Here is a 24,529-nt window from a genome sequence, read left to right as displayed (position 1 = left end):
GGGGCGGGGCTACTGGGCGAGCTGCACGCCGAAGCTGTACGCGGTCTCCTCGAGCCCGACGTTCGCCGCCGTGATGCTCCTGGCGCCCTTGGTGCTCAGGCCGGAGGCCGTGCCCGTGAGGACGAGGAGCGCGCCCCGGATGTTCTCGCCGGGGGCCGCGACGACCAGTTCGGCCCTGCCGTCGCGGTTCAGGTCGATCAGGCGGACGGCGCCGCCGAAGGCGTCCTGGGTCTCGGGGGTGCCGGGGACGCCCGCGGTGGCCTGGTGATAGGACTTGGCGCCCTTGGTGGTCAGACCGGCGGCCGAGCCGTACAGGACGGTGACCGAGCCGGCGAACGGCGTGCCGCGCACGTCCTCGTACTGCGCGCCGACCGCGAGGTCGGCGTACCGGTCGCCGTTGATGTCGCCGACGGAGAGCGCGCCGCCGAAGAAGTCGCTCTCCTCGCCCGTGCCCGGGACGCCGGGGGTGTCCTGGTTGATGACCGTGGGTGTCTGGGTGAGATCGGGGCCGCCCTTGCCGCCGTACCAGATCTCCACCTGGCCGCCCAGATGGCCGGTGCCCTCCTGGAGCGCCGGGTCCTCCGGGTTGGCGAGGACGAGGTCGCCGTAGCCGTCGCCGTTGAGGTCGCCGACGGTGACGCGGCTGTCTCCCTCGGCCTTCGGCATGTCGACGACGGTGGTCTTCCCGCCCTTGTACGTGTGGTACCTGACCCGGCCGCCGGGGTCGTCGGCCGTGAACTCGGTGTAGACGCGCTCGGCGGCCCGGTCCCCGGTGAGGTCGCCCGCGCCGACGTCGCGCGTGGGACCGACGGTGCGGACGTAGCTCGCGCTCGCCGAGGCGCCGGTGCTCCTCTTGAACGGGCCGTTGTAGATCCGGGTCTGCCACAGGCCGGTGACGGTGAGGTCGGGTGAGCCGTCACCGTTGAAGTCGGCCGCCGCGAGGCCGTGGCTGTAACCCTGCTCGGCGGAGATGTCGGACGGCTGCGGCAGCGCGGTGCCGCCGGACAGGCCCTTCTTGCCGCCCCACAGGATGGTCACCTGACCCACGTACGTGTCGACGCCGACGCCCTCGCCGGTCGCGCCGACGGCCAGGTCCGCATAGCCGTCCTTGTTGAAGTCGGCGGAGGCGAGGCTGGCGCCGAAGGAGTCCTGCCGCTCGGCCGAACCGGCCACTCCGCTCGTGTTCTGCGTGATCACGCTCCGCCTGGCGGCCGAGACGCCCGACTTCGAGCCGTAGAGCACGATCACCGCGCCGGCCGCCGAAGCGCCGTCGACATCGGTGCCCGGCGCGCCCACCGCGAGGTCGTGGTAGCCGTCGCCGTTGTAGTCGTCCGCGTACTTGGCGACCGCCGCGCCGGCGGGGGCGGCCAGGGCGAGCGGCGTCAGACCGGAGGCGAGGAGAGCTGCGGCCAGGAGGAAGGGGCGAGTGCGCATGGGGACTCCAGGGTGGAGGAGGGCCGTGGCGGGCGGGGCACGCCCTGCGCGGGCAGGGCCCGCACCCTTGCCGGATGCGGGCCCTGCCCGGCGGACCGGTACGTCAGTTGGCCGCGTTCGCGCCGAAGACAGGCTGGCCGGCCGTGGAGACGCCGACCGCCGACGGGGCGAGGGAGCGGGAGCCGGTGGTGGTGATCTTCGTGCCGTTGGAGGGCAGGTAGAGCACCGAGCCGTTGAAGTCGTTCTCGCCGTACGAGCCGACCGTCAGGTCCGCCTTGCCGTCACCGGTGACGTCGGTGAGCTTGACCTCGCCGCCGAGCATGTCGTCCTTCTCGTCCGAGCCGGGGACGCCGGCCGTGGACTGGGCGAAGTACTGGTAGCCGGAGGTGGTGTTCACGCCGGAGGCCGAGCCGTACAGGACGGTGACCGCGCCGGCGTTGACGACACCGCCGAGGTTCTCGCCGGGCGAGCCGACGACCAGGTCGGCCTTCCCGTCGCCGTTGATGTCGCCGAGGGACAGCTCGCTGCCGAACCAGTCGCCGCGCTCGGAGGAGCCGGGGACGTTGCCGCTGTCCTGCGTCACCGCGACCGTGGTGGCCGGACCGTCGGCGGAGCCGTAGATGATGTGGACCTTGCCGCCGGTGGACGATCCGGGCACGCTGGGCTCGCTGCCGTCCTTGGACGGGTCCCAGTCCTGGCCGGTGACCACGTCGCCGAAGCCGTCGCCGTTGACGTCGCCGATGCCGGTGATGACACCGCGCTTCAGCTCCCGCACGCCGCCGTCCGAGCCCAGGCCGCCGGCCGCGCCGGGCACGTACCAGTTGGTGTTGTAGCCGTAGTCTCCGTCGACCTCGAAGCCGTCGGCCACCAGGTCGGTCCGCTTGTCGCCGTTGGTGTCGCCGGCGGTGAGCATGATCACGCCCGAGTTCTTGCCGGAGCGGAGGTCCAGCTTGATGCCGTACTCGTCGCCGTACGACCCGGACTTGGTGATGCCGTCGCCGATGACGTACACCTGATTCGACGAGTTGCCGATCGCCAGGTCCTCGGTGCCGTCCCCGTCGAAGTCGCCCGAGGCGAGCGACGTGCCCCACTCGTCGTGGGACGAGGGAGCCTGGTCCTTGATGGTGGTGGCGCCGGAGAGGCCCTTGGCCGAGCCCCACACGATGAGGACGGTGCCGCCGTCGGTGTCGCCGGACACGTCCTCGCGCGGCGCGGACACGGCGAGGTCGTCGAAGCCGTCGCCGTTGTAGTCGCCGTACGCGCTGGTCCAGCCGAAGCCGTCGCCGGTCTCGGCGTCACCGGGCACGCCGGTCGTGTTCTGGCTGATGGTCGTGCGCTTGGTCGCCGTCACGCCGCTCGCGGAGCCGTACAGGGCCACGATCTGGCCGGCGCCGCTCTTGCCGCCGACGGTGGCGTTGCCCGCCGAGTACGCGACGTCGCCGAAGCCGTCGCCGTTGAAGTCGGCCACGGGGTGGTGGACCGAGTCGGCCGCCGTGGCCGTGGCGGCCGAGAAGGTGAGCAGACCGCCGGTCAGCGCGGCCGCGGAGGCCGTCGCGAGGGCGAGTCGCAGGTGCTTGTGCATGCGGGAATCTCCTGCCGCATGCGGGACGCCTGGCAGACGTCCCGCAGTCAGATGGGGTGCCTTTCTGTCCGCGTTCGCCCGGATTTCACCTGGGCTTCACGGGAAAGTCGGTGACCAAGAGACCGGTGAGGCGGCAAGAGGGTTGTACGGGAGTTCGAGAAATCTTTCGCGCGCGGTCAGTTGGCCGCGTCGGCGCTGAAGTTCGGTGAGGCGTGCGTCGACACGCCCACGGCGGACGGGCCGAGAGAACGCGTGCCGGTCGTGGTGATCCTCGTGCCGTCGGAGGGCAGGTAGACCACCGAGCCGTTGGCGTAGTTCTCGCCGGCCCTGCCGACCGTGAGGTCCGCCCTGCCGTCGCCGGTGAGGTCGGTGAGCTTCACCTCGGAGCCGAAGTGGTCGTACCGCTCGTTCGTGCCGGGGACGCCGGCCGTGGACTGGGTGAAGTACTGCATGCCCGAGTCCGTGTCCAGGCCGGTGGCCGAGCCGTAGAGGACCGTCACCGCGCCGGCGTCGACGACACCCTTCAGGTCCTCGTCGAAGGTGCCGACCACCAGGTCCTGGAAGCCGTCGCCGTTGATGTCGCCGAGCGAGAGTTCGAAGCCGAAGCTGTCCTCACGCTCGGAGGTGCCGGGCACCCGGCCGGTGTTCTGGGACACCGAGGTGGACGTGGCCGTGACCGGGCCGGCGGCCGAGCCGTAGGTGATGTTGACCTTGCCGCCGGTGACGGAGTCGGGCGCGGAGAGCACGTCGGGGTCGTCGATCGGGTCCCAGTGCTGGCCGGTGACGATGTCGCCGAAGCCGTCGCCGTTGATGTCGCCGACGGCGCTGACGAGGCCGGGCTTCAGTTTCCGGGCCGAGGCGACGGACAGGCCGGTGGCCGTGCCGGGTACGTAGAAGTTGATGTTGTAGCGCCATGCGCCGTCGGCCTGGATGCCGCTGACGATCAGGTCGGTCCGCCTGTCGCCGTTGGCGTCGCCCGCGTGGAGGTCGAGCGCGCCCGTGAACTCCTCGGACCGGATGGGCGCCTTGAAGGTGCGGTACGAGCCGGGCTTGCCCGACCTGGCGATGCCGTCCCCGAACACATGGACCGTGCTCGACGCGGTGCCGATCGCGAGGTCCTCGGTGCCGTCGCCGTCGAAGTCGCCCGCCGCCAGCGACTTGCCCCAGCCGCCGTGCCTGGAGGGCGCCGGGTCCGCCAGCGTCGTACCGCCGGACAGGCCGCGCGGTGAACCCCAGACGATCGTGACCGTGCCGGTGTCCCGCACGCCTGCGGTGTCCTCCAGGCTCGCGGACACGGCGAGGTCGTCGAAGCCGTCGTCGTCGAAGTCGCCGTACGCGCTGACCCCGCCGAAGCGGTCGCCCTGCTCGGCGCTGCCGGGGATGCCGGGCGTGTTCTGGCTGAGCGTGGTGCGGTTCTCACCCGTCACGCCGTTCGGCGAGCCGTACAGGGCGACGATCTGGCCGGCGTAGGTCTTGCGGTCCACCGTGGAGACGGGGGCCGAGTACGCGATGTCGCCGTACCCGTCGCCGTCGAAGTCGGCCACGGGGTGGTGGACCGGGTCGGCCGCCGTGGCCGTGGCGGCCGAGAAGGTGAGCAGACCGCCGGTCAGCGCGGCCGCGGAGGCCGTCGCGAGGGCGAGTCGCAGGTGCTTGTGCATGCGGGGATCTCCTGCGGCATACGGGACGCCCGGCAGCGGGCGTCCACGTCGATGGGGTGCCGGTTCCGCCCGCGCACGCCTGGAGTCGGTCGGCGGTCGGGGAGGACGTCGGCGAAGAGGAGACCACCGGAGGGATGGGTGGGTTGTACGTGAACGCGGGTGGAATCTGCGGGGTGTTGGGTGCGTCGGGGGTTGGGGTGGGGGCGTGTCGGTGCTCCGAACGTTCTCCGGCGTTCGTGCGTCTGCGGTGCGAGGCAACGACAGACGAGCCGTCCAACCCGTGGGAGACATGATGCTGAGCGGTACCCGTGTACGGATCGCCCTGACCGTCCTCGCGCTGACACCCCTGGCCGTCGGGTGCGCGGCGCTGGAGACAGGGGGCACGAGCGCCGCCTCGTGCGTGTTCGCCGTGGACTACGACGACCGGAGCTACGTCGACGCGGGCAAGGTCCGCCACACCCTCGGCGCCGAGGTGGGCACCGCACGGGACTCGGTCTGCGAGGACCGGGGCGGTGGCGAGGAGGACCGGGCGGCGGCCGGGGAGCTGGGCGACTACACGGCCTACGCCATCAAGGGCGTCGACACCGAGGACGCGATCGCGGTCCGCGACTCCCCGGGGGGCGAGGTGCGCGTCGTGATCCACACGACCGGGGACGGAGGCGTGCGGGCGGCGGCCGAGCGCCTCTTCGGGAAGGACGCGCAGGGCGAGGACGACGGCACCCCCGTGAACGAGCCGGGCGACGACACGGGCGACAGCGCGGGGGACGCCGACGGAGGGGGTGAGGTGGTCGCCGGCGACGAGGTGCCGGAGGACGACCCCGGCGACGGCGGTTCGGACGGCGACGACGGCGGCAGCGCGCCTGCGGGGAAGTGCGCGCTCGTCGTGGAGTACAGGAACGAGGACTACGTCAGCCGGGGCGACGCGAAGATCGAGCTGGGGGACAAGGCCGGCCTGGCCCGCGCGGTGCCCTGCTGGGACACACCCGGCGAGGTGGATCCCTCGGCCGAACCGGAGGCGTTCCAGGCGTACGAGATCAAGGGGCTGGACCCGGCCGACGCCATGGCGATCCGCTACTCGGCGGACGAGGAGCCGTTCTTCATGGTCCGCGTGAGCGACGACCTGCCGCCGGAGGTCGAGGCCCTGCTCGCGGACGAGGAGGGCTGAGCGGCGCCGGGTCCGGCCCGTACGTCTCCTGAGCCGTGCCTGCCTGCCGTGGCTGCTTGTCTGCCGTGGTCTGCCGTGGCACGACGGTGCCCCCGGTCCGAGTGGACCGGGGGCACCGTGCCGACTGCCGTGTGCGGAGGGCTACTTGACCGGCTGGGGCTCCGGCTCGCTCTCCGTGTCCGCCGTGCCCGCCGGGGGCTCGTCCTCGTCCGGGACGGGCGTCTTGACGGACTCCAGCAGCAGCTGGGCGACGTCGACGACCGTGATGGACTCCTTGGCCTTGCCCTCGTTCTTCTTGCCGTTGACCGAGTCGGTCAGCATGACCAGGCAGAACGGGCAGGCGGTGGAGACGATGTCCGGGTTGAGGGAGAGGGCCTCGTCGACGCGCTCGTTGTTGATGCGCTTGCCGATCCGCTCCTCCATCCACATCCGCGCGCCACCGGCGCCGCAGCAGAAGCCGCGCTCCTTGTGGCGGTGCATCTCCTGCTGGCGCAGACCGGGGACGGCGGTCATGATCTCGCGCGGGGGCGTGTAGATCTTGTTGTGCCGGCCCAGGTAGCAGGGGTCGTGGTAGGTGATCAGGCCCTCGACCGGGGTCACCGGGATCAGCTTGCCCTCGTCGATGAGGTGCTGGAGCAGCTGGGTGTGGTGGATGACCTCGTAGTCGCCGCCGAGCTGCGGGTACTCGTTGCCGAGCGTGTTGAGGCAGTGCGGGCAGGTGGCGACGATCTTCTTGGCCGACTTGGGCTTCTTCGTCGACTCGTCCTCGTCGTCCTCGCCGAAGGCCATGTTCAGCGCGGCCACGTTCTCCATGCCGAGCTCCTGGAAGAGGGGCTCGTTGCCGAGGCGGCGTGCGGAGTCACCGGTGCACTTCTCGTCGCCGCCCATGATGGCGAACTTGACGCCCGCCATGTGGAGCAGCTCCGCGAAGGCCTTGGTGGTCTTCTTGGCGCGGTCCTCCAGGGCACCGGCGCAGCCGACCCAGTAGAGGTACTCGACCTCGGTGAGGTCCTCGATGTCCTTGCCGACGACCGGGACCTCGAACTCGACCTCCTTGAGCCACTCCAGGCGCTGCTTCTTCGCCAGGCCCCAGGGGTTGCCCTTCTTCTCCAGGTTCTTGAGCATCGTGCCCGCCTCGGACGGGAACGCGGACTCGATCATCACCTGGTAGCGGCGCATGTCGACGATGTGGTCGACGTGCTCGATGTCGACCGGGCACTGCTCGACGCAGGCGCCGCAGGTGGTGCAGGACCACAGGACGTCGGGGTCGATGACGCCGTTCTCCTCGACGGTCCCGATCAGCGGGCGCTCGGCCTCGGCGAGCGCGGCCGCGGGTACGTCCTTGAGCTGCTCCTCGGAGGCCTTCTCCTCGCCCTCCATGCTCTTGCCGCCACCGGCGAGCAGGTAGGGGGCCTTGGCGTGCGCGTGGTCCCGCAGCGACATGATCAGCAGCTTCGGGGACAGCGGCTTGCCGGTGTTCCAGGCCGGGCACTGCGACTGACAGCGGCCGCACTCGGTACAGGTGGAGAAGTCGAGGATGCCTTTCCAGGAGAACTGCTCCACCTGGCTGACACCGAAGACGTCGTCGTCACCGGGGTCGGTGAAGTCGATCGGCTTGCCGCCCGAGGTCATCGGCTGCAGACCGCCCAGCGCGGTGGCGCCGTCGGCGTTGCGCTTGAACCAGATGTTCGGGAAGCCGAGGAAGCGGTGCCAGGCGACACCCATGTTGGTGTTCAGCGAGACCGTGATCATCCAGATCAGCGAGGTGCCGATCTTGATCATCGCGGTGAGGTAGATCAGGTTCTGGAGGGTGCTCGGGTCGAGGTCCCTGAAGGCGAGGACGAGCGGGTACGAGGCGAAGTACCCGGCCTCGTAGTGGTCCACGTGGTGGATGGCGCCCTCGAGGCCGCGCAGGGTGTAGATGGCGAGGCCGATGGTGAGGATGACGTACTCGACGAAGTACGCCTGCCAGGCCTTGGAGCCCGCGAAACGCGACTTGCGGCCGGCCCGGGAGGGCAGGTTGAGCAGCCGGATGGCGATCAGCACCAGGATGCCGAGGGTCGTCATCACACCGATGAACTCGATGTACATCTCGAACGGCAGGAAGCCGCCGATCACCGGCAGCGTCCAGTCGGCCTCGAACAGCTGGCCGTACGCCTGGGCGAGGGTCGGCGGCAGCGTCAGGAAGCCGATCGCGACGAACCAGTGGGCGAAGCCGACGATCCCCCACCGGTTCATCCGGGTGTGGCCGAGGAACTCCCGGGCCAGGGTGATCGAGCGCGCCTTCGGGTCGTTGGTACGGCTGCCCGCGGGCACCGGCTGACCGAGCTTCACGAACCGGTAGATCTGCGCCACGGCTCGGGCGATGAGCGCAACGCCGACCACGGTCAGGACCAGCGACACGATGATCGCGGCGAGTTGCATTTCGGGGCTCCTCGGGCCTGCGAGGGGGTTTTTCTCCGGGGGTTCTCCGGGGTACCCGTCGGGCACCTCGAAGATCACCGGAGATCATTACTAAGCGGTAACTTATGGGGTCCGTCTGAGACTACCCAGTTCTCCTGCCGCACTGTAGCCAGGAGGGCGGTGATCTGCGTCGCTGAGGGTTGCCTGAGTGCGGCCTGTCGGACCCGGGGTGGCCGCGGGCGGCGGCGGTCGCGGACGCGCTGTTTCAAAACGATCGTGTTATTCATGAGAAATTGTGACATTCCCGCCTAACTTGGATCCGTGCTGTACGGAATCCTCGCCGCCGCCTCCGCCCTGTTGCTGACCGCCGTGCTCTCGGCGGCCGTACGCGTGCCCGCGCTGCGGCTGGGGATCGTGGAGCGTCGGCGCGGACGGCGGGTGCCGGTGCTCGGCGGTGTCGCGGTGATGGCCGGGGTGGGGGCCGTGGCGTGGGTGGGGGAGTGGAGCGGGGTCGCTCCGCTGGGGGAGGAGGCCGGACGGCTGATCGTCGCGGGGGCCGGGCTCGGGCTGCTCGGGCTGGTCGGTGACGTGTGGCGGCTGCCGGCGGTGCTGGCGGCGGCGGGGGTCGTCGCCGCCGCCGCGCTGGTGGTGCCGTACCGCGAACTGGGTGTGCTGGGTGGTGTCTCGGGGATCGCCTGGATCGCTCTCGTGGTGCACGGATTCAAGGGGATGACGCGCTCCGACGGGGCGCTCGGGGTGGTCGGGGCCGTCACCGCGTTCGCGCTGAGCGGGTGTGCGGCGGCCGAGGTCATGGACGGTCTGGCGACGCTGTTCAGCGTGCTGGCCGCCGCGCTCACCGGGTTCCTGATGCACAACTGGCCGCCCGCGCGGGTCGTGCTCGGCACGTGCGGGGCGCTTTTCGTGGGCTTCGTGCTCGCGGGGGGTGTCCTGCACGTGTACGCCGTCGGGTACGGGGCGGGTGTCGGGGCGCCCTTCGCCCTCACGGCCGTGGCGACCGTCGACGCGGTCCTCGTCCTGGTCTCGCGGAAGCGGGCGGGGCGGGAGCTGTGGCGGGGCGGGCCCGACCATCTCGCCCACCGGCTGCGGAGGATCGGTCTCACACCACCGGGGGTGGTGGTCGTGCTGGGGGTCCTCGCGGCGGGCTCGGCGGGGGTGGGGCTCGCCATCCACATGCTGTGGACGGAGCCGGGGTCCGCGTGGTGGGTCGCGGGGGCGGCCGGGGTGGTCGTCCTCGGGATGCTCTGCGTGCCGGTGGGGCCGCCCTGGGGTGCGCGGGCCGGTGCGGGGTCCGTTCCGGCCGCGGCCGGTGCCGCGGCCCGCGGGCGCCGGGCCGCGGCCGCCCGGGCGGTCCCGACGGGCGTCCACCGGGTGCCCGGCGCTGCCATCCCTCGCTCCATCCCGGGGGGCCGCGCCCCCGGTTCCTCGCCCCGGCCGACGCACCTCGGCCGCCAGGAGGCGGCCGAGCTGGGGCGGCGGGGGTGGGTGGGATAGGTGGGGCGGGGGGTGAGTGCTGGTGGGCTGTGGGCGGGTCCTGGTGCTGCGTGGTCGGGTGCGGGTGGGTGAGGGCTGGTCGCGCAGTTCCCCGCGCCCCTTGGCGGTGCCGCTCCCGGCCGGGGTCATGACATCGCTTCCCTGGCCCGGTCCCAGCCGTCGGCCTCCGCGCCCCGTCATTCGCTCCGCCCAGCGACCGCGACCCCTACGCCCCGACCCTGTCACCCGTATACGCGCAGGTCAGCGACCAGTTGCGTATAAGGAAAACATAAGAGTTGAGCCTCCTCGACTCAGCTCTGTTGACCCATCGGGGGCCGTCGTGCACACTTGAGTCCGTTCCACTCAAGTCATTGTTGGAGGAATTGAAATGGCACGTGCGGTCGGCATCGACCTGGGCACGACTAACTCCGTCGTCAGCGTTCTTGAAGGCGGCGAGCCCACCGTCATCACCAACGCAGAGGGCGCCAGGACCACGCCGTCCGTCGTCGCCTTCGCCAAGAACGGTGAGGTGCTCGTCGGCGAGGTCGCCAAGCGCCAGGCGGTCACGAACGTGGACCGGACCATCCGGTCCGTCAAGCGTCACATGGGCACCGACTGGAAGATCGAGCTCGACGGGAAGCACTTCAACCCGCAGCAGATGAGCGCCTTCATCCTGCAGAAGCTGAAGCGTGACGCCGAGGCCTACCTGGGCGAGAAGGTCGCGGACGCGGTCATCACCGTCCCGGCGTACTTCAACGACTCCGAGCGCCAGGCGACGAAGGAGGCCGGTGAGATCGCGGGGCTGAACGTGCTCCGTATCGTCAACGAGCCGACCGCCGCCGCCCTCGCCTACGGCCTCGACAAGGACGACCAGACGATCCTCGTCTTCGACCTCGGCGGCGGCACCTTCGACGTGTCGCTCCTGGAGATCGGTGACGGCGTCGTCGAGGTGAAGGCCACCAACGGTGACAACCACCTCGGTGGTGACGACTGGGACCAGCGTGTCGTCGACTACCTGGTGCAGCAGTTCCGCGCCGGCCACGGCGTGGACCTCGCCAAGGACAAGATGGCCCTGCAGCGTCTGCGCGAGGCCGCCGAGAAGGCGAAGATCGAGCTGTCCTCCTCCACGGAGACCTCGATCAACCTGCCCTACATCACCGCCTCCGCCGAGGGCCCGCTGCACCTGGACGAGAAGCTCACCCGGGCCCAGTTCCAGCAGCTGACGGCCGACCTGCTGGAGCGCTGCAAGACGCCGTTCCACAACGTCATCAAGGACGCCGGCATCGCCCTCTCCGAGATCGACCACGTCGTTCTCGTCGGCGGTTCCACCCGTATGCCCGCCGTCGCCGAGCTGGTCAAGGAGCTGACCGGCGGCAACGAGGCCAACAAGGGCGTGAACCCGGACGAGGTCGTCGCCATCGGCGCCGCCCTGCAGGCCGGTGTCCTCAAGGGTGAGGTCAAGGACGTCCTGCTCCTCGACGTGACCCCGCTGTCCCTCGGTATCGAGACCAAGGGCGGCATCATGACCAAGCTCATCGAGCGGAACACGACGATCCCGACCAAGCGGTCCGAGATCTTCACCACCGCCGAGGACAACCAGCCCTCCGTGCAGATCCAGGTCTACCAGGGCGAGCGCGAGATCGCGGCGTACAACAAGAAGCTCGGGATGTTCGAGCTGACCGGCCTGCCGCCCGCCCCGCGCGGTGTCCCGCAGATCGAGGTCGCCTTCGACATCGACGCCAACGGCATCATGCACGTGACCGCGAAGGACCTGGGCACGGGCAAGGAGCAGAAGATGACCGTCACCGGCGGCTCCTCGCTGCCGAAGGACGAGGTCGACCGGATGCGCCAGGAGGCCGAGAAGTACGCGGAGGAGGACCACGCCCGCCGCGAGGCCGCCGAGTCGCGCAACCAGGGCGAGCAGCTCGTCTACCAGACCGAGAAGTTCCTCAAGGACAACGAGGACAAGGTCCCGGGCGACATCAAGACCGAGGTCGAGGCCGCCGTCGCCGAGCTGAAGGAAGTCCTCAAGGGCGAGGACACCGCCGAGATCCGCACGGCCACCGAGAAGGTCGCCGCCGTCTCGCAGAAGCTCGGCCAGGCCCTGTACGCCGACGCGCAGGCCGCGCAGGCCGCGGGCGGCGAGGCCGGCGCGGGCGCCGGTGACGCCAAGGCCGACGACGACGTCGTCGACGCCGAGATCGTCGACGAGGACCGTGAGCGCAAGGACGGTGCCGCGTGACGGAGGAGACCCCGGGCTTCGACGAGCAGCAGCCGCAGTCGGCTCAGCCGCAGCAGCCTGATGTCCCCTCCGGCTCCGAGGACGCCGAGCCGAAGGCCGCCCCCCAGGAGGGGGCGGCCCCGGCCGGGGACGCGGCGGCGACGGCCCAGGTGGCCGGTCTGACGGCACAGCTGGACCAGGTGCGTACGGCGCTCGGTGAGCGCACGACGGACCTCCAGCGCCTCCAGGCCGAGTACCAGAACTACCGCCGCCGGGTCGAGCGCGACCGGATCACGGTCAAGGAGATCGCCGTCGCGAACCTCCTGACCGAACTCCTGCCCGTGCTCGACGACATCGGCCGGGCGCGGGAGCACGGCGAGCTCGTCGGCGGCTTCAAGTCCGTCGCCGAGTCGCTGGAGACCGTCGCGGCGAAGATGGGCCTGCAGCAGTTCGGCAAGGAGGGCGAGCCCTTCGACCCGACCATCCACGAGGCCCTGATGCACAGTTACGCGCCCGACGTCACCGAGACGACGTGCGTGGCGATTCTCCAGCCGGGGTATCGCATCGGCGAGCGCACCATCCGCCCCGCGCGGGTGGCCGTGGCCGAACCGCAGCCCGGCGCGCAGACCGTCAAGGCCGAGGAGGCAGAGGGTGCCTCCGGTGCCGACGACAAGGAGAGCGGTGGCCCGGACGAGGGCTGACGCAGGCGGCATGCAGGGTGAGCGGAAGGAGGGACGTCGCGGATGAGTACCAAGGACTTCATCGAGAAGGACTACTACAAGGTCCTCGGCGTCCCCAAGGACGCCACCGAGGCCGAGATCAAGAAGGCGTACCGCAAACTCGCCCGCGAGTTCCACCCGGACGCCAACAAGGGGAACGTCAAGGCCGAGGAGCGCTTCAAGGAGATCTCCGAGGCGAACGACATCCTCGGTGACCCCAAGAAGCGCAAGGAGTACGACGAGGCCCGCGCCCTCTTCGGCAACGGCGGCTTCCGCCCGGGGCCGGGCGCAGGCGGCGGCTCGTTCAACTTCGACCTGGGCGACCTCTTCGGAGGCGGCGCCCAGGGCGGGGGACAGGCGGGCGGCTTCGGCGGGGGCATCGGCGATGTCTTCGGCGGCCTGTTCAACCGGGGCAGCTCCGGCACCACGCGGGTGCAGCCCCGGCGCGGCCAGGACATCGAGTCCGAGGTCACGCTGAGCTTCACCGAGGCCATCGAGGGGGCGACCGTACCGCTCAGGATGTCCTCGCAGTCGCCCTGCAAGGCCTGTTCCGGCACCGGCGACGCCAACGGCACACCCCGCGTGTGCCCGACGTGCGTCGGCACCGGCCAGGTCGCGCGGGGCTCCGGCGGCGGCTTCTCCCTGACCGACCCGTGCCCCGACTGCAAGGGCCGGGGCCTGATCGCCGAGGACCCCTGCGACATCTGCAAGGGGTCGGGCCGCGCCAAGTCCTCCCGCACCATGCAGGTCAGGATCCCGGCGGGCGTCTCCGACGGCCAGCGGATCCGGCTGCGGGGCAAGGGCGCGCCGGGCGAACGGGGCGGGCCGGCAGGCGACCTGTACGTCGTCGTGCACGTCGACCCGCACCCGGTGTTCGGCCGCAAGGACGACAACCTCACGGTGACCGTCCCGGTGACCTACGCCGAGGCGGCCCTGGGCGGTGAGGTCCGGGTCCCGACCCTGGGCGGACCGCCGGTCACCCTGAAACTGCCTCCGGGCACCCCCAACGGCCGTACGATGCGGGCCCGGGGCAAGGGCGCCTTCCGCAAGGACGGCACCCGCGGGGACCTGCTGATCACCGTCGAGGTGAGTGTTCCGAAGGACCTGTCGGGGAAGGCTCGTGACGCCCTGGAGGCGTATCGCGAGGCGACCGCGGGCGAGGACCCGCGGGCGGAGCTGTTCCAGGCCGCGAAGGGAGCATGAAGGTGATGGACGGCCGCCGTAGGCAGAACCCGTTGGGCAGAGCGTACGAGCTGACGGAAGAAACACCGGTGTACGTCATCTCGGTGGCCGCCCAGCTCTCCGGTCTGCACCCGCAGACCCTGCGCCAGTACGACCGTCTCGGCCTGGTCTCCCCGGACCGCACCGCCGGGCGCGGCCGTCGCTACTCGGCCCGTGACATCGAACTGCTGCGCACCGTGCAGCAGTTGTCGCAGGACGAGGGCATCAACCTGGCCGGCATCAAGCGCATCATCGAGCTGGAGAACCAGGTCGCGGCCCTCCAGTCGAGGGTCGCCGAGATGGAGGCCGCCCTCGACGGCGCCGCCGCGACCATGCGCCAGCGCGAGGCGGCCGTCCACGCCTCGTACCGGCGCGACCTGGTGCCGTACCAGGAGATGCAGCAGAGCAGCGCGTTGGTGGTGTGGCGGCCGAAGGGGCGTCAGACGCCGTCGGACTGACCATTACCCGTACACGGAAGGGCCCGGAGGTTCACCTGAACCTCCGGGCCCTTCCGCGTCGAGCGTCAGCTCTGGGGGCCCAGTTCGGTCGCGGTCACGACCTCGGCCTCGCCGGTCCGCTCAGTCGCCCATGCCGAGGCCCGGATCGGGGCGCTCGTGGCCGGGGGGCGGTTGCTGAGGCCGCCGGGTGGCGGGATCGGGTGCGCGGGCGGCGCCGCGCTGGGGCATGCCGACTTCCCAGAGGGGGGTGGCGGGTGCGGGCCGGTCGGCTGCGGGGCCGGTGGGTGCCGGTCCGCCGGGGGTGGGAGCGCTCGGAGTCCGCTCGGCGGTGGGCGCCTGCCGGCGCGGCTCGGTCTCCTTCTGTGGTGGGGCGGTGTTCGCGGGGCCCCCGCCCCGCGTCCCCGGCTCCGTCTCCGCAGCCGTTTCCCGGGTCAGGTCCGGGCGGCGCCAGCGTTCCGGGACGGTCGACCTGTGGTGCACGGCGCTCTCGTCGCCCGCCTGAACCGCTGCCACGGCCCGTGCGCGCAGCGCGCTCTGGCGGGCGACGGGGGCGAAGCCGGGGGCGGCGTTGCCGGTTTCGGAGGGCAGACCTCGAAGGCCCATGTCGTTCAACTGCTGCTGGAGGCCGGACTCCGGGGCGAAGATCTCGCGCGGCAGCTGCCAGGAGGCCGCGCCGTCCACGTCGACCCTGTGTTCCTTGCCGTCGACGGTGAAGGTGAGGCCGTAGCCGATGTACTGGTCGTCCTTGTCGAACTGCAGGTCACCGGAGATCTCCCCGCCCCGCTCCCGCACTTCGTCGGCCAGGACCTGGAGGGCGGGCGGGAGCGGGTTGGTACGGCCGAGGCTGGTGACGTAGCCCTGCGCCTGGAGCACCTTCCGCTGCCTGTTCTCCCCCTCTCCCTCCTCGTAGGGGATCTGGAAGCGGGTCTCGCCGGACTGCTCGTCCCGATAGGTCTCGATGGCGCCCACTCGGGCCCTGATGAACGTCAGACGTCCGTCACCGCGCGGCCCGTACGCCTCCTCCATCGCCGGGAACTGGACCTGGTGCCGCAGCGCCGGTGGCGGCGCCGAGCCGATGATCGTGACGTGGGCGTCCGGGTTCTGCATGAGGATGATCTCGGCGTTGGCCACTCCGGTGCCGCCGGAGCCCGCGACGACCCAGTCCTTCGCCCGGCGCGCGTCGAAGCGGTTCTCGGCGACCTCGTCGCCGAGCAGCGCGCGGCCCGGTGCCTCCTCCCGTGCGGTCTCCCATGTAGCGGTCGCGCCGAGGGCGCCGAAACAGTTGTCGATGCGGGCCTTGTCGGGGCCGAGGCCGGTGGTGAGGGCGTCCATCAGCGGTGAGGATTCAAGGACGCCGAGTACCGTACGGGCGTCCGTGCCGCCCCGCTCGGCCTGGGTCAGCCAGGCCCGCAGCTCGGCCGCGTAGGGCAGGCCCTCGTCCTCCAACTCCCGCAGGCGGTGCCCGATCAGCCGCACAGCCTCGCTGCGGCTCTCCACGGCGTGTTCGCCGCGTGGCATGCCGGGGACGACCTCGGGGGTCAGACCTGTGGCGATGCTCGGGGTGCCGTCGCAGGCCACCCACAGTGGGGGCGGGGTCTCCTTGCCCTCCTCGGTCGGCCTCTGGATCTCGGCGAGGAGCTCGCCGTTCCGGCCGAGCCGCAGGCGCGCGTGGCCGTTCACCACGTCGCCCCGGGTGGCGAGTTGGTCCTCCCAGATCCGTACGGCCTCGACGGGCAGGCGGTCCCCCGGGTGTTCGACCGTGGAGTACGGATCGACTCCCATCCACTGGGCGAGGTCCCGGTCCTGGTCAGCCGACTGCACGATGCCCCGGCCGGGGTCCAGGTGCCACCGGCCCGCCCCGTCGATCAACAGCGCGTCCGTGTCCCGCCCGGTCAGGCTCGCACCGCCGCCGATCACCACACGGCGGGTCGGGAACTCGCCCTGAGCCAGATGCCCTTCGATCGCCTGCTCGGTGCGTGTGCTGATCTGAGCGCGGTACTCCGCCCATTGGGTGGCCGCCGTCGCCAGCTGGTCGCGGGGGAGGGGGAGACCGTTCTGGTCGTAGCCCGGCATGGGCATGGTGACGTCACGCCGACCGATGAAGGCCTCGACCTGACGCTCGGCGCGCAGGGCGGCGTCGCGGGAGGCTTGGAGGGCGGTGGCGTCGGTGGGGGTGAGGTGTTCTATGGGGTGGGCGAGGGTGGCGATCAGGCGTTTCGCATCGGATGAGAGGAGGCCGTTCGACACGGCGTACCGTCTGTTCGCGGCCCGGGACTCGGTCGTGAACCGCTCCGAGTCGGCCATGGGCGCTACCGGCCGGAGACCACACTCGTCGAGCAGAGCCGAGAGGTCGGCGCGTGCCTCGGCCTGTTGCGCACCCGCAAGAGTAGGTTCGGACGTGCGGGCGGCGAGCCAGTTCAGCTCGGCGATACGTCCGTGATCCCGGCTCGACAGTTCGTGCCGGTTGCCGAGGTCGGTCTCCTGGCTCAGGAGGTTCTCGCGAATGGGTGCCAGACCCTGATTCGACCGGTCACGAGTGGCGATGAGTTCGCCCACCTCGTGGGCCAGCACACGGGTCAGGAATTCGCTGGGCAGACGGTCGGATATCTGCACGACGTACTGATCCGTCGTCGTGTTCGTCATCGTTCTGGAGACCACCCCGGAGACCATCGGAATGGCGTCCAGCCACAAATGAGCCGAGCCGCCCTGGGCGTCCTCCAGGGCGAAGTACTCTCTTCCGTCCTCCGATCGTCTCTCGTCGATCGACTTGAATCGCTCTCCGAGTACGACGGATGCCACGGCCGGAAGTTCGTGTTTCACCGCCGCGATCAGAGCGGCTTGCCGGGCTCGCAACCGCGTGTCGGTAGCCGTCGTGTCCACGTGATGTTCCTCCCCCGTATCCGCGCAGACGAATGCGCCGAACAACCCTTAGGATCATGTCATGTTGACAGCGCGCTCATCGGCCGAAGCACACCTGTACATGGACCTGCATCGTTGTGAGTGCGGGTCGGGGGACTTTGACCGTCAGCACAGGCTGGAGCTGCGCGGCGACGTCCTCGTCGCGGTGTACGAGGGTGCTTGCAGGCAGTGTGGAAGCACCCGCCGTTTCGAGTTCCGCATGGCGGAAGAGGTTCCCCCGCCGCCGCCTGCGTTCGGTGGTCCGGAGCCGTCGCAGATCATCGACCCGGGGGAGTTTGAGGCGGTTGCAGGTCGACTTGCTGAATCCACTGGAATTCAGCTCCTCAACACGCCTGAGTCCGAGCATTACCAGTTTCGCGGCGCGATCGCCTATGCCGTCGCAGCGTACGAGGAGATGCTGAAGTTTCTCCCGCCGGGCGAGGATTCCATTCCGGCCAGCGCCTTCACGTCCGAGGTGGGTAAGGCTCGCTATCGACGCGATCCGGGAAATTATGACCGCGACATTCTGGAGCTGAATGTGCGGGTGGCGCGAGCGGTCCTCAACGACATCGACGAGGTCAGCGCCAAGGGCGGAGACGCCACCTCCGGCACCTGATCAGGCGTTTCCGTTCGATGTCTCGGACGCGGGTGGCACGGGGTCGCTGACGAACCAACCCCGCTGCGGTACGGCGTACACCCACCCTTCATCGGCCAGCAGGCCGAGCCCCCGGCGCACGGTCGTGCGGGCGATCCCGTACCGCTGCACGAGCTGGGCCTCACTCGGCAACATCCGCCCGGGCTGCCAGTCGCCGCGCAGAATCTGCGCGCGGAGGATCTCGGCCAGCTGCCGGTACGGGGTCAGTGGCGCGCCGTGGTCGATCTCAGCGTCAGGGTTCATGGAGTCGACGCTAGGCAAGTGCACTGATAGCCGCACCGGCAGATACGTCTCGGGACTAAGCGATACAAGTCGATACAAGGCGCTACCATGGAGGCGATGAAACGCCCTGGCCGGAAGGGTGAGAGCTTCTGGCCAGGGCTGAGCCGACTGAATGGAGTCGACCCATGCGCAGCCTACTGGCCGCGATTCTGAGCCTCTTCCTGCCTGCTCGTGGGGTGCATCGCGCTGTTGCGCCGCCCCTGACCTCAGCTCCCGTGTCTCCGCCCGAGTGGCGGCCCGCACCCCCGTGCCCGTTCCTCGGTGACGTCATCAGGGTCGATGGGGCGCCGTTGGTCCGGCCGTACGTCGTGCTCTGGGAGCGCGAGCGGGACGAACTCGATCGGCGGCGGCTTCAGCGGGCGCGGCGTCGGGCGGCGGTTCTCGCGACGATGGGACAGGACTGCCCGTGGGAGGCCGCCGTATGAGCGCGCCGCGTCTCCGCGGCCTCGGCGTCGATCCGGCGACCGGCCGCGAGGCCCTCGCGGACACACGTCCCGGCGGTCTGCTCAACGCGCTCGCCGACGCGCACGCGCTGCGGGCCGCCGCCGTACTGGTGACGGTCGTGGGCGCCGTCCTGGACGCGGGCAAGGCATCGGACGCCGAACTCGCTTCCTTCGTGCCGGCCTTGTGTGCGGCGCTCGAAGAATGCGTCGGCATCATGGCGGCGGACGGGCGGTGACGGGGGAGGGCGCCGACCGTAGGGCCGTAGCGGCGGTGGGGGCGTAGCGGCGGTGGGTGGTCGGGGAATTCCCTGGGCACCCACCTGCCGGCAGGTGCCCCGCGGCAGCACCCCTGAGGGAGATGGATGACGTGACCATGATCGAATAGGGTCGGGTGTGGTCGCGCGCACGCGCGCGCGAAACGTGGGCCGACTCGGGGGAGAACGCACGTGGACACGGGAACGGGGCTGCGGGGGTTCGTCCGCCTGGCGTTCGCCGGCCCGGTGGTGCGGGCCGCTCCGATCCGTCCCGACCGGATATCGGACCCGGTCATCGACCGACTCCAGCGGGCCCGGACGATGCTGGGGCTACTGGCCGGCGTCTGGCTGGTGATGGCCTACCCGATGCGGAAGGGCCGGGAGGACTTCGTCCTGGGCAAGGTGGAGCACCTGATGATCGGCTGCGCCGTCCTGGTGGCCGCCGGAGCCGTGGGCATCACGGTCTTCATCGTCGCCGCGCGCCCGCCGCTGCGCCGCCTGTACGCGCGCCGTCTCGTCAGTCCGCTGACCGTGCTCGGCGTCCTCGCCCTGGAGATGGGCATGTTCTGGCTCATGCTCCAGGCGGTGCGGGGCAACGTGCTGTCTCCCGACGGCCTCAACGCGTGGTTGTCCGATTCCGACGACTCGGAGGCGGGGGCCGGTACCGTGCTCCTCGGCCTGGTGCTGGGCCTGCTGGCCCTCTTGGCCCCCATCGCCTATTTCCTGCTGATGCTCGTCTCCGCGGTACTCATTCTGGTGACCACCTACTCGGCGCTGAACTCGTGTTTCCGCGTCGGTGATGTGCACGAGCTGCTGCCCGGACTCCTCTCGCCCCTGCTGTTCTGGTCGTTGTTCTTCATCAGCCTCTCCGACGGTCCCGACGTCTCGGCTCCGCCGGAGGTGCTGTACGCATTCCTGCTCGGCGGGCCGCTGTCGGTGACAGCGCTGTCGGTGTGGGAGATACGGCGTCTGCGCACGAAGTACGGCATGAACTTGCGGACCGCGTTGGCCCGTTAGGGCCACCGCCACCGCGCGCGGACGAAGGCCCGGAGCGGACCGGGCTCAGCTCAGTCCAACTGTTCCGTCGTCCCGTCCGGGTGGATCAGGAGGCGGATGGCGCCGCCGTAGCGGTTGTCGGTGATCGTCGCCGGGGTGGGGGCGCCGAGTTGCTGGGCTCGTTGTTGCAGGATCGACAGGACGACGTCCTGGATGTCGCCGTAGGGCGGGGCGGTGACCGGGACGCCGTCGATGAGGCCGGCGTTGGGGGAGAAGACGTGGACCTGGGCGTCGGGCACGGCGGCGGGTGCCGGGCCCTGGCTCGGGAACGGTTCGGTCATCGGGGGCTGGGGTTCCTTCCGGCTCAGGTCAGGCGCTTTTCGCCTCTCCCCGTTCGGGGAGGAGGCTGTCGTCGACGTCATGGACGTCCTCGACACGCAGGACGTCCAGAACGCGAGCGTACGTGCCGCGCGAGAGGCGTTGCAGACGGCCCGACTTCACCAGGGCGGACAGGACGTTGCTGATCGTCTTCGACGGGTCGCCGTAGACCCCGGAGGGGAGGGCGCGCAGGACGTCGCGGGCGGAGAAGGCGCCGGGGAAGCCGGCGACGGCCTTCTCGACGGCCGCGCGGATGCTGGGGGTGGAGGGGGTGCGGCGGGTCTGCCCCGCTGAGGTGGCCGCTCCGGTCCCGACGAGATGGTGGCCGCCGTGCAGGGGGTGCGCCGCCGGGTGGGCCGCGGGCGCGACCGATCGCGGGAGGCAGTCGTGGAACTCGCGCACGGCTGTGCGGATCGTGCCCAGGGGAGCGTCGACGGTTCCGTCGCCGCCGGCCGCCAGCATCGTCGCGACCTTCTCTATGTTCGCGAGGGTGGCGGCCAGTTCGCGCAGCAGCGGTTCCAGGAAGTCGCGGCGGAGCGCGGTCACCGGGTCGCTGGTGGCGAGTTCGACGGAGACGGAGCCGGTGAGGGGGCGGCGGGGCGGGAGGGGTGTGCCTGCGGCGTCCTCGGGGGCGTCGGCGGCGTCCGGGAGCAGTGACTCGACGGCTTCTCGTACGGCGGACAGGTCCCGCGGGGCTTCGGTGGCCGGATCGGCGACGCCGCCGGGCATGCACGTCAGCAGCGTGACGAGCTGTTCGAGGCTGGTGAGCGCGGGGAGGGCGGAGCGCACCAGCGGGCCGAGCACGGCCTGCCGTACGGCCAGGGCGGGATCCTCGTACGAGAAGGTGATCCGTTGCCCGGCCTCGGCCGCTGCCATGGGTTCCTCGCTCCTGTCGTTCGCCGGTCCGGGCGTGTGTGGCGGCGCGCCCGGTGCGGGCGGCTGTCTGTGTGTTGGCTGTGAGCTGGTGTGCGAATGCAACAGCGATGTCAAAGCGGGGCGCTGCGGTTGTTCTCTCAACAGGCCTTGATCATGCGCGAGTTGCCCTTGAAGCAGGTCGAACGCGTCGAGGACTCGCTCCAGTTCGGGAAGATCCGGCGCGGGTGGACGACGGGTTCCGGGGTGCGCCGCGGAGTCGTCCGCGCGGGACCGGAGACGGGTCAGCCGGCGGGGGACGGAGCCGGAGTCGAAGGGGACCGCGGCGTGGGCCGGGAGGTCGCCGTTCTCGTCGCCGAGGCCGAGCGCGCGGCGCAGCGCCCGCCGGTCCTCCCGGGTGGTGGCCGCCGTGTAGCCGTACGGCTCGGCGTACGCGACCGCGTCCTGGAGACATTCCGCCCAGAGCGGGCAGGATGCGCACAGGTCGCGTGCGGTGCGGAGGAGGACGAGGTGCTGGCGGCGCTGATCGGGTGCGACGCCCGCGGCTGTCGCCATCGCCGATGCCGCTGCCGCCGCTGTGGCGTCGGGGCCGTGGAGGCCCTGCGGGTGCTCCGAGTTGTCCAGCAGTGGGTGTTGAAAGACGTCCGGCCGACGCCGACAGGGCAGAGCCGCGTCGGGTATGTGGGCCTCCCGTACGACCGCCTTGCGGGCGGGTCGCGCGGGCAGCCTGGCCAGCGTCGTATGGCTCGCCATACGCATGAGTAATAGCCCCCGTGGTGATCTGTGATCGCGGGGGACTCTAGAACAAGTTGTCAAACTCATGCAACGCATGTGCAAAGTACTGGCCAGAAACGAACAGTGACGCGACGAATCATTCACAAGAGCCTCAACTGTCCGCCGTTTCACGGGTGTCACGCCGACGCGACCGCCCGATGACCTGCAAGGCCTTTCTGCCCCGGGCCGTCAGGGCCTTCGCGGTTGCGCCGCGTACGGCGAGCACTCCGAGCACGCCCACGAAACCGATCGGCACGCCTGCCTCCGGCACGAACATGCCGACGATCGACCCGATGACCAGGATCACATCGGCGAGCACGACCGTGACGCCGCGCCGGCCCGGATGCTCCTTCACCATCCAGGCGCCGAGCAGGGCCATTCCGGCCAGCGCCCAGTAGCCGAAGGCGGCCGTTCCGGTGACGGCGGCGCTCGTGTTCATGCGTGCCGTGTCGCCTGCCGCCGAGAAGTAACCGCTGAAGGCGGCCGCGAGGATCGTCGAGGCGAGGGCGAGGAGGAGCTGGGTGCGGCGGCGCAGGAGCCAGATCACTCCCGCGAGCAGCAGGACCACGCCGACCATCACGAACGCGGCGCCGCTCTGCGAGGCGATCGCGAAGAGGGTGTAGGCGGCGGCCAGGCCCAGGACGATGCGGGGGAGGAGGCGGACGGCCCAGACGTCGTTCTTGTCCTGGTGGAGGAGGCGGCGGAGACGAGATGCGCCGCGACTGCCGATACTGCTGGTACGTGTCTCTGGAGTGCGGCTCATGGGGCCGGTCACTCTCCCATGCCGGCGGCCTGCGCCTGCTCGGGGGTGGGTGGGGTTGGGACGGACGTCGCCGGAACCGAAGGCGCCGATGAGGGCTTCACGGTCACGCCGGGCAGGAAATGCATGCCGGGGGCGGTCTGCGGCGCGGCGTCCAGTGGTGGGGTGGGGCGGGCGGCCACCTTGGCGTTCACTTCCACGCCGGGGAGGTAGACGCCGTGGGTGCTGGCGACGGCGGGTGGCCCGGACTTCGCGGCGGGAGGCGTTGGAGTCTGCTCGGCGTCCAGAACCGGCGCCGGCTGTTGCTCTCCGAGGCCGGGGGCGGTGGCTTCCTGCTCCGCTCCCAGGTCTGGATTCCGCTCGGCAGCCTTCTCGGCTTCGGCCTCGGCCTGCTGCTGGTCCAACAGCGTGACCTGTTCGCACACTTCGAGAATGGCGGCGCGTTGGGCCTCCGGGGTGGACAGTGACTTGAGGTGATCCAGGTCCAGGTATCCGGACTCCCAGTACTTCTGGGGCGGGGGACTTTCGGGGTCGGGCGCGAAGAAATGAACGTGCGAGCGGACCCGTGACTCGGAGAGGAGCTGCTGACTCTCGGGCGGCAGACCTTGCAGGGTCTGCTCCGAGAGGTCGTACATGAAATGGATGTTGTCGGCGCCGATCGTCTTGCGCAGTTGGGGCAATTCGGTCTCGTAGGCGACGCTCCAGGGCGCGAGTTCCCCCGCGAAGAGGATCGCTTCGCCATCGGTGGCCTTGGCGTAGTTCTCCGACAGGGCGCCCCAGGCTTGGCGAGCCAGGGCGTTGCCCTTCGTCTTGTCGAGGTGCAATGCCTCTTGCACCTCGGGGTCCCACAGGTGCAACAGTCCCAGAGCGTGCCCGCCCGGTGTGCCCTCCAAGTAGCGCGCGCTGCCGGGCCTGCTGTCGTTCTCCATATCGGACCAGATGGCAGCGAGGAACTGGCTGCTCAGCACCTTGTCCGTCGGAAGGTCTGGGTGAGGAATGCCGTAGGACCAGAAAGCCGACTTCATGCCCGTATGCGGAGCCTGGACGTCCAGCTCCTTGGCGTAGTCGACCACGTATTCCTCGATGGTCTTGCCGACAGCTGCAGCCGCCTGGATAACGTCGTTGGCGATTCGCTCGACGTCGTCCTCGGTCAGAGGACTGTCCGCCTCGACCTGGAGACCGAGGGCTCGTTGAATGGGTGTTTGGACGGCGGTACCCGCAGTCACTCGGCCTCCCGTGGGTAACAGTCCACATTGATCATTACTCCGCGCACGCCCACCCCGCTCGGGGTGACTCCGCCGCTGAACGCCTTGAGCACGATGACCGGATCTTCAGCACCCGTGCCCCTCCAGAAAGTGAGCCGGTACGGGTTGTGGGTGCGGAGGCGCCGCTCGCGTGAGGGGAGCCAGCGTTCGTTGCCCCGAGGCTCGGGAAACGCGGGATCGTCCCAGGCACCGGAGAACTCCGGAGTACCGAATACTTCGCGGGCTGCCGCTTCGTACCTGGGCCAAACCTCAGCCGCCGTCTCCAGCACCTGATCGTTCTCGTCGGAGTTGTTGGCCGTGATGTTCCAGGTTGTCCAACCCAGTGACCGGACCGGACTCCAGCCCCCGCCGATCAGAGGCGTCAGGGTCAGCCGGCCTCCCGTCGCGGTGCGCACGGCGAGGACCCGGTCCTCCGGCAGCGGCTTCCAGCCGAACAGCGCGCACCAGTCGTTCAGGGCGGGTCCCGGGTTGGGCGGCCCCGCCCAGATCGCGGGCCAGTCCACGTGCTCCAAGCCGTCCAGTTCCTCGGCCAGGCGCTGCGGTGATTCGTCGATCTGGATGGTCGGCATGTCTGCTCCTGCGTCTTTCGCTCGTGTGTC

The 24,529-nt window shown here is 70.4% G+C and carries 20 protein-coding genes; 9 read left to right on the top strand and 11 right to left on the bottom strand.

Going from position 1 to position 24,529, the window contains the following annotated elements; all coding sequences use genetic code 11:
* Positions 1 to 9 precede the first annotated feature (9 nt).
* The 3 genes from ACFU5F_RS10855 to ACFU5F_RS10845 form a co-directional block, all read right to left on the bottom strand.
* Positions 10 to 1,434, bottom strand: coding sequence for an FG-GAP repeat protein (locus tag ACFU5F_RS10855; RefSeq protein WP_383884996.1), 1,425 nt, complete (start codon positions 1,432 to 1,434; stop codon positions 10 to 12).
* Between the two features lie 103 nt (positions 1,435 to 1,537).
* Complete coding sequence (locus ACFU5F_RS10850; protein ID WP_383884993.1) at positions 1,538 to 3,016, bottom strand: FG-GAP repeat protein; 1,479 nt, start codon at positions 3,014 to 3,016, stop codon at positions 1,538 to 1,540.
* A 176-nt stretch (positions 3,017 to 3,192) separates the two neighbouring features.
* Positions 3,193 to 4,674, bottom strand: a complete 1,482-nt coding sequence (locus ACFU5F_RS10845) for an FG-GAP and VCBS repeat-containing protein (protein WP_383884990.1) — start codon at positions 4,672 to 4,674, stop codon at positions 3,193 to 3,195.
* A gap of 289 nt (positions 4,675 to 4,963) precedes the next feature.
* Between ACFU5F_RS10845 and ACFU5F_RS10840 the strand changes: the two genes are divergently transcribed.
* The gene (locus tag ACFU5F_RS10840; protein ID WP_383884987.1) at positions 4,964 to 5,839 is read left to right on the top strand and encodes a DUF6281 family protein; all 876 of its coding nucleotides are present in this window, start codon (positions 4,964 to 4,966) and stop codon (positions 5,837 to 5,839) included.
* A gap of 141 nt (positions 5,840 to 5,980) precedes the next feature.
* Here the strand turns inward: ACFU5F_RS10840 and ACFU5F_RS10835 are convergent, their stop codons facing one another.
* On the bottom strand, positions 5,981 to 8,263 hold the full coding sequence (locus ACFU5F_RS10835; RefSeq protein ID WP_383884984.1) for a heterodisulfide reductase-related iron-sulfur binding cluster: 2,283 nt from the start codon (positions 8,261 to 8,263) through the stop codon (positions 5,981 to 5,983).
* 300 nt (positions 8,264 to 8,563) lie between these two features.
* Between ACFU5F_RS10835 and ACFU5F_RS10830 the strand changes: the two genes are divergently transcribed.
* The 5 genes from ACFU5F_RS10830 to ACFU5F_RS10810 all read left to right on the top strand — a co-directional run bounded on the left by ACFU5F_RS10830 (position 8,564) and on the right by ACFU5F_RS10810 (position 14,352).
* The gene (locus ACFU5F_RS10830) at positions 8,564 to 9,754 is read left to right on the top strand and encodes an MraY family glycosyltransferase (protein ID WP_383884982.1); all 1,191 of its coding nucleotides are present in this window, start codon (positions 8,564 to 8,566) and stop codon (positions 9,752 to 9,754) included.
* Positions 9,755 to 10,121: 367 nt separating this feature from the next.
* Positions 10,122 to 11,975, top strand: coding sequence for a molecular chaperone DnaK (dnaK, locus tag ACFU5F_RS10825; protein ID WP_005483619.1), 1,854 nt, complete (start codon positions 10,122 to 10,124; stop codon positions 11,973 to 11,975).
* Positions 11,972 to 12,655, top strand: a complete 684-nt coding sequence (gene grpE, locus ACFU5F_RS10820) for a nucleotide exchange factor GrpE (RefSeq protein ID WP_383884978.1) — start codon at positions 11,972 to 11,974, stop codon at positions 12,653 to 12,655. Before dnaK ends, grpE begins: the two co-directional genes overlap by 4 nt.
* 42 nt (positions 12,656 to 12,697) lie before the next feature.
* Positions 12,698 to 13,876 carry a molecular chaperone DnaJ gene (gene dnaJ, locus ACFU5F_RS10815; RefSeq protein WP_059083796.1) on the top strand — a complete coding sequence of 393 codons (1,179 nt, stop codon included), beginning with the start codon at positions 12,698 to 12,700 and terminating at the stop codon, positions 13,874 to 13,876.
* Between the two features lie 5 nt (positions 13,877 to 13,881).
* A complete protein-coding gene (locus ACFU5F_RS10810) occupies positions 13,882 to 14,352 on the top strand; it encodes a heat shock protein transcriptional repressor HspR (RefSeq protein WP_383885046.1) in 471 nt (156 codons plus the stop codon).
* Positions 14,353 to 14,472: 120 nt separating this feature from the next.
* Here ACFU5F_RS10810 and ACFU5F_RS10805 read toward each other — a convergent pair whose 3' ends face one another.
* Positions 14,473 to 17,232, bottom strand: coding sequence for a hypothetical protein (locus tag ACFU5F_RS10805; RefSeq protein WP_383884974.1), 2,760 nt, complete (start codon positions 17,230 to 17,232; stop codon positions 14,473 to 14,475).
* A gap of 61 nt (positions 17,233 to 17,293) precedes the next feature.
* Here ACFU5F_RS10805 and ACFU5F_RS10800 point away from each other — a divergent pair, with 61 nt between their 5' ends.
* Positions 17,294 to 17,866 carry a hypothetical protein gene (locus ACFU5F_RS10800; RefSeq protein WP_383884970.1) on the top strand — a complete coding sequence of 191 codons (573 nt, stop codon included), beginning with the start codon at positions 17,294 to 17,296 and terminating at the stop codon, positions 17,864 to 17,866.
* Here ACFU5F_RS10800 and ACFU5F_RS10795 read toward each other — a convergent pair whose 3' ends face one another.
* Complete coding sequence (locus ACFU5F_RS10795; RefSeq protein ID WP_383884968.1) at positions 17,867 to 18,148, bottom strand: GntR family transcriptional regulator; 282 nt, start codon at positions 18,146 to 18,148, stop codon at positions 17,867 to 17,869.
* 460 nt (positions 18,149 to 18,608) lie between these two features.
* Between ACFU5F_RS10795 and ACFU5F_RS10790 the strand changes: the two genes are divergently transcribed.
* Together ACFU5F_RS10790 and ACFU5F_RS10785 are read left to right on the top strand one after the other, a co-directional pair.
* Positions 18,609 to 18,866 carry a hypothetical protein gene (locus ACFU5F_RS10790; RefSeq protein WP_383884965.1) on the top strand — a complete coding sequence of 86 codons (258 nt, stop codon included), beginning with the start codon at positions 18,609 to 18,611 and terminating at the stop codon, positions 18,864 to 18,866.
* A 210-nt stretch (positions 18,867 to 19,076) separates the two neighbouring features.
* A complete protein-coding gene (locus tag ACFU5F_RS10785) occupies positions 19,077 to 19,901 on the top strand; it encodes a hypothetical protein (RefSeq protein ID WP_383884962.1) in 825 nt (274 codons plus the stop codon).
* Positions 19,902 to 19,951: 50 nt separating this feature from the next.
* On the opposite strand, the gene ACFU5F_RS10780 is transcribed toward ACFU5F_RS10785, so the two are convergent.
* The 5 genes from ACFU5F_RS10780 to ACFU5F_RS10760 all read right to left on the bottom strand — a co-directional run bounded on the left by ACFU5F_RS10780 (position 19,952) and on the right by ACFU5F_RS10760 (position 24,499).
* Positions 19,952 to 20,221 carry a hypothetical protein gene (locus ACFU5F_RS10780; RefSeq protein WP_275457027.1) on the bottom strand — a complete coding sequence of 90 codons (270 nt, stop codon included), beginning with the start codon at positions 20,219 to 20,221 and terminating at the stop codon, positions 19,952 to 19,954.
* A 28-nt stretch (positions 20,222 to 20,249) separates the two neighbouring features.
* Positions 20,250 to 21,884 (bottom strand): WhiB family transcriptional regulator, encoded by a 1,635-nt coding sequence (locus ACFU5F_RS10775; RefSeq protein WP_383884959.1) that lies wholly within the window; start codon positions 21,882 to 21,884, stop codon positions 20,250 to 20,252.
* 133 nt (positions 21,885 to 22,017) lie between these two features.
* Positions 22,018 to 22,668, bottom strand: coding sequence for a hypothetical protein (locus ACFU5F_RS10770; protein ID WP_383884956.1), 651 nt, complete (start codon positions 22,666 to 22,668; stop codon positions 22,018 to 22,020).
* Positions 22,669 to 22,676: 8 nt separating this feature from the next.
* The gene (locus ACFU5F_RS10765; RefSeq protein ID WP_383884953.1) at positions 22,677 to 23,891 is read right to left on the bottom strand and encodes a hypothetical protein; all 1,215 of its coding nucleotides are present in this window, start codon (positions 23,889 to 23,891) and stop codon (positions 22,677 to 22,679) included.
* Positions 23,888 to 24,499 (bottom strand): hypothetical protein, encoded by a 612-nt coding sequence (locus ACFU5F_RS10760; RefSeq protein ID WP_383884950.1) that lies wholly within the window; start codon positions 24,497 to 24,499, stop codon positions 23,888 to 23,890. The genes ACFU5F_RS10765 and ACFU5F_RS10760 overlap by 4 nt, the downstream gene beginning before the upstream one ends.
* Between the last annotated feature and the right edge of the window lie 30 nt (positions 24,500 to 24,529).

This window comes from Streptomyces sp. NPDC057438 (assembly GCF_042802995.1).
In the GTDB taxonomy this organism is placed as follows: domain Bacteria; phylum Actinomycetota; class Actinomycetes; order Streptomycetales; family Streptomycetaceae; genus Streptomyces.
Note: the sequence above shows the minus strand (reverse complement) of the source record. Positions and strands in the feature narration are given on the sequence as shown.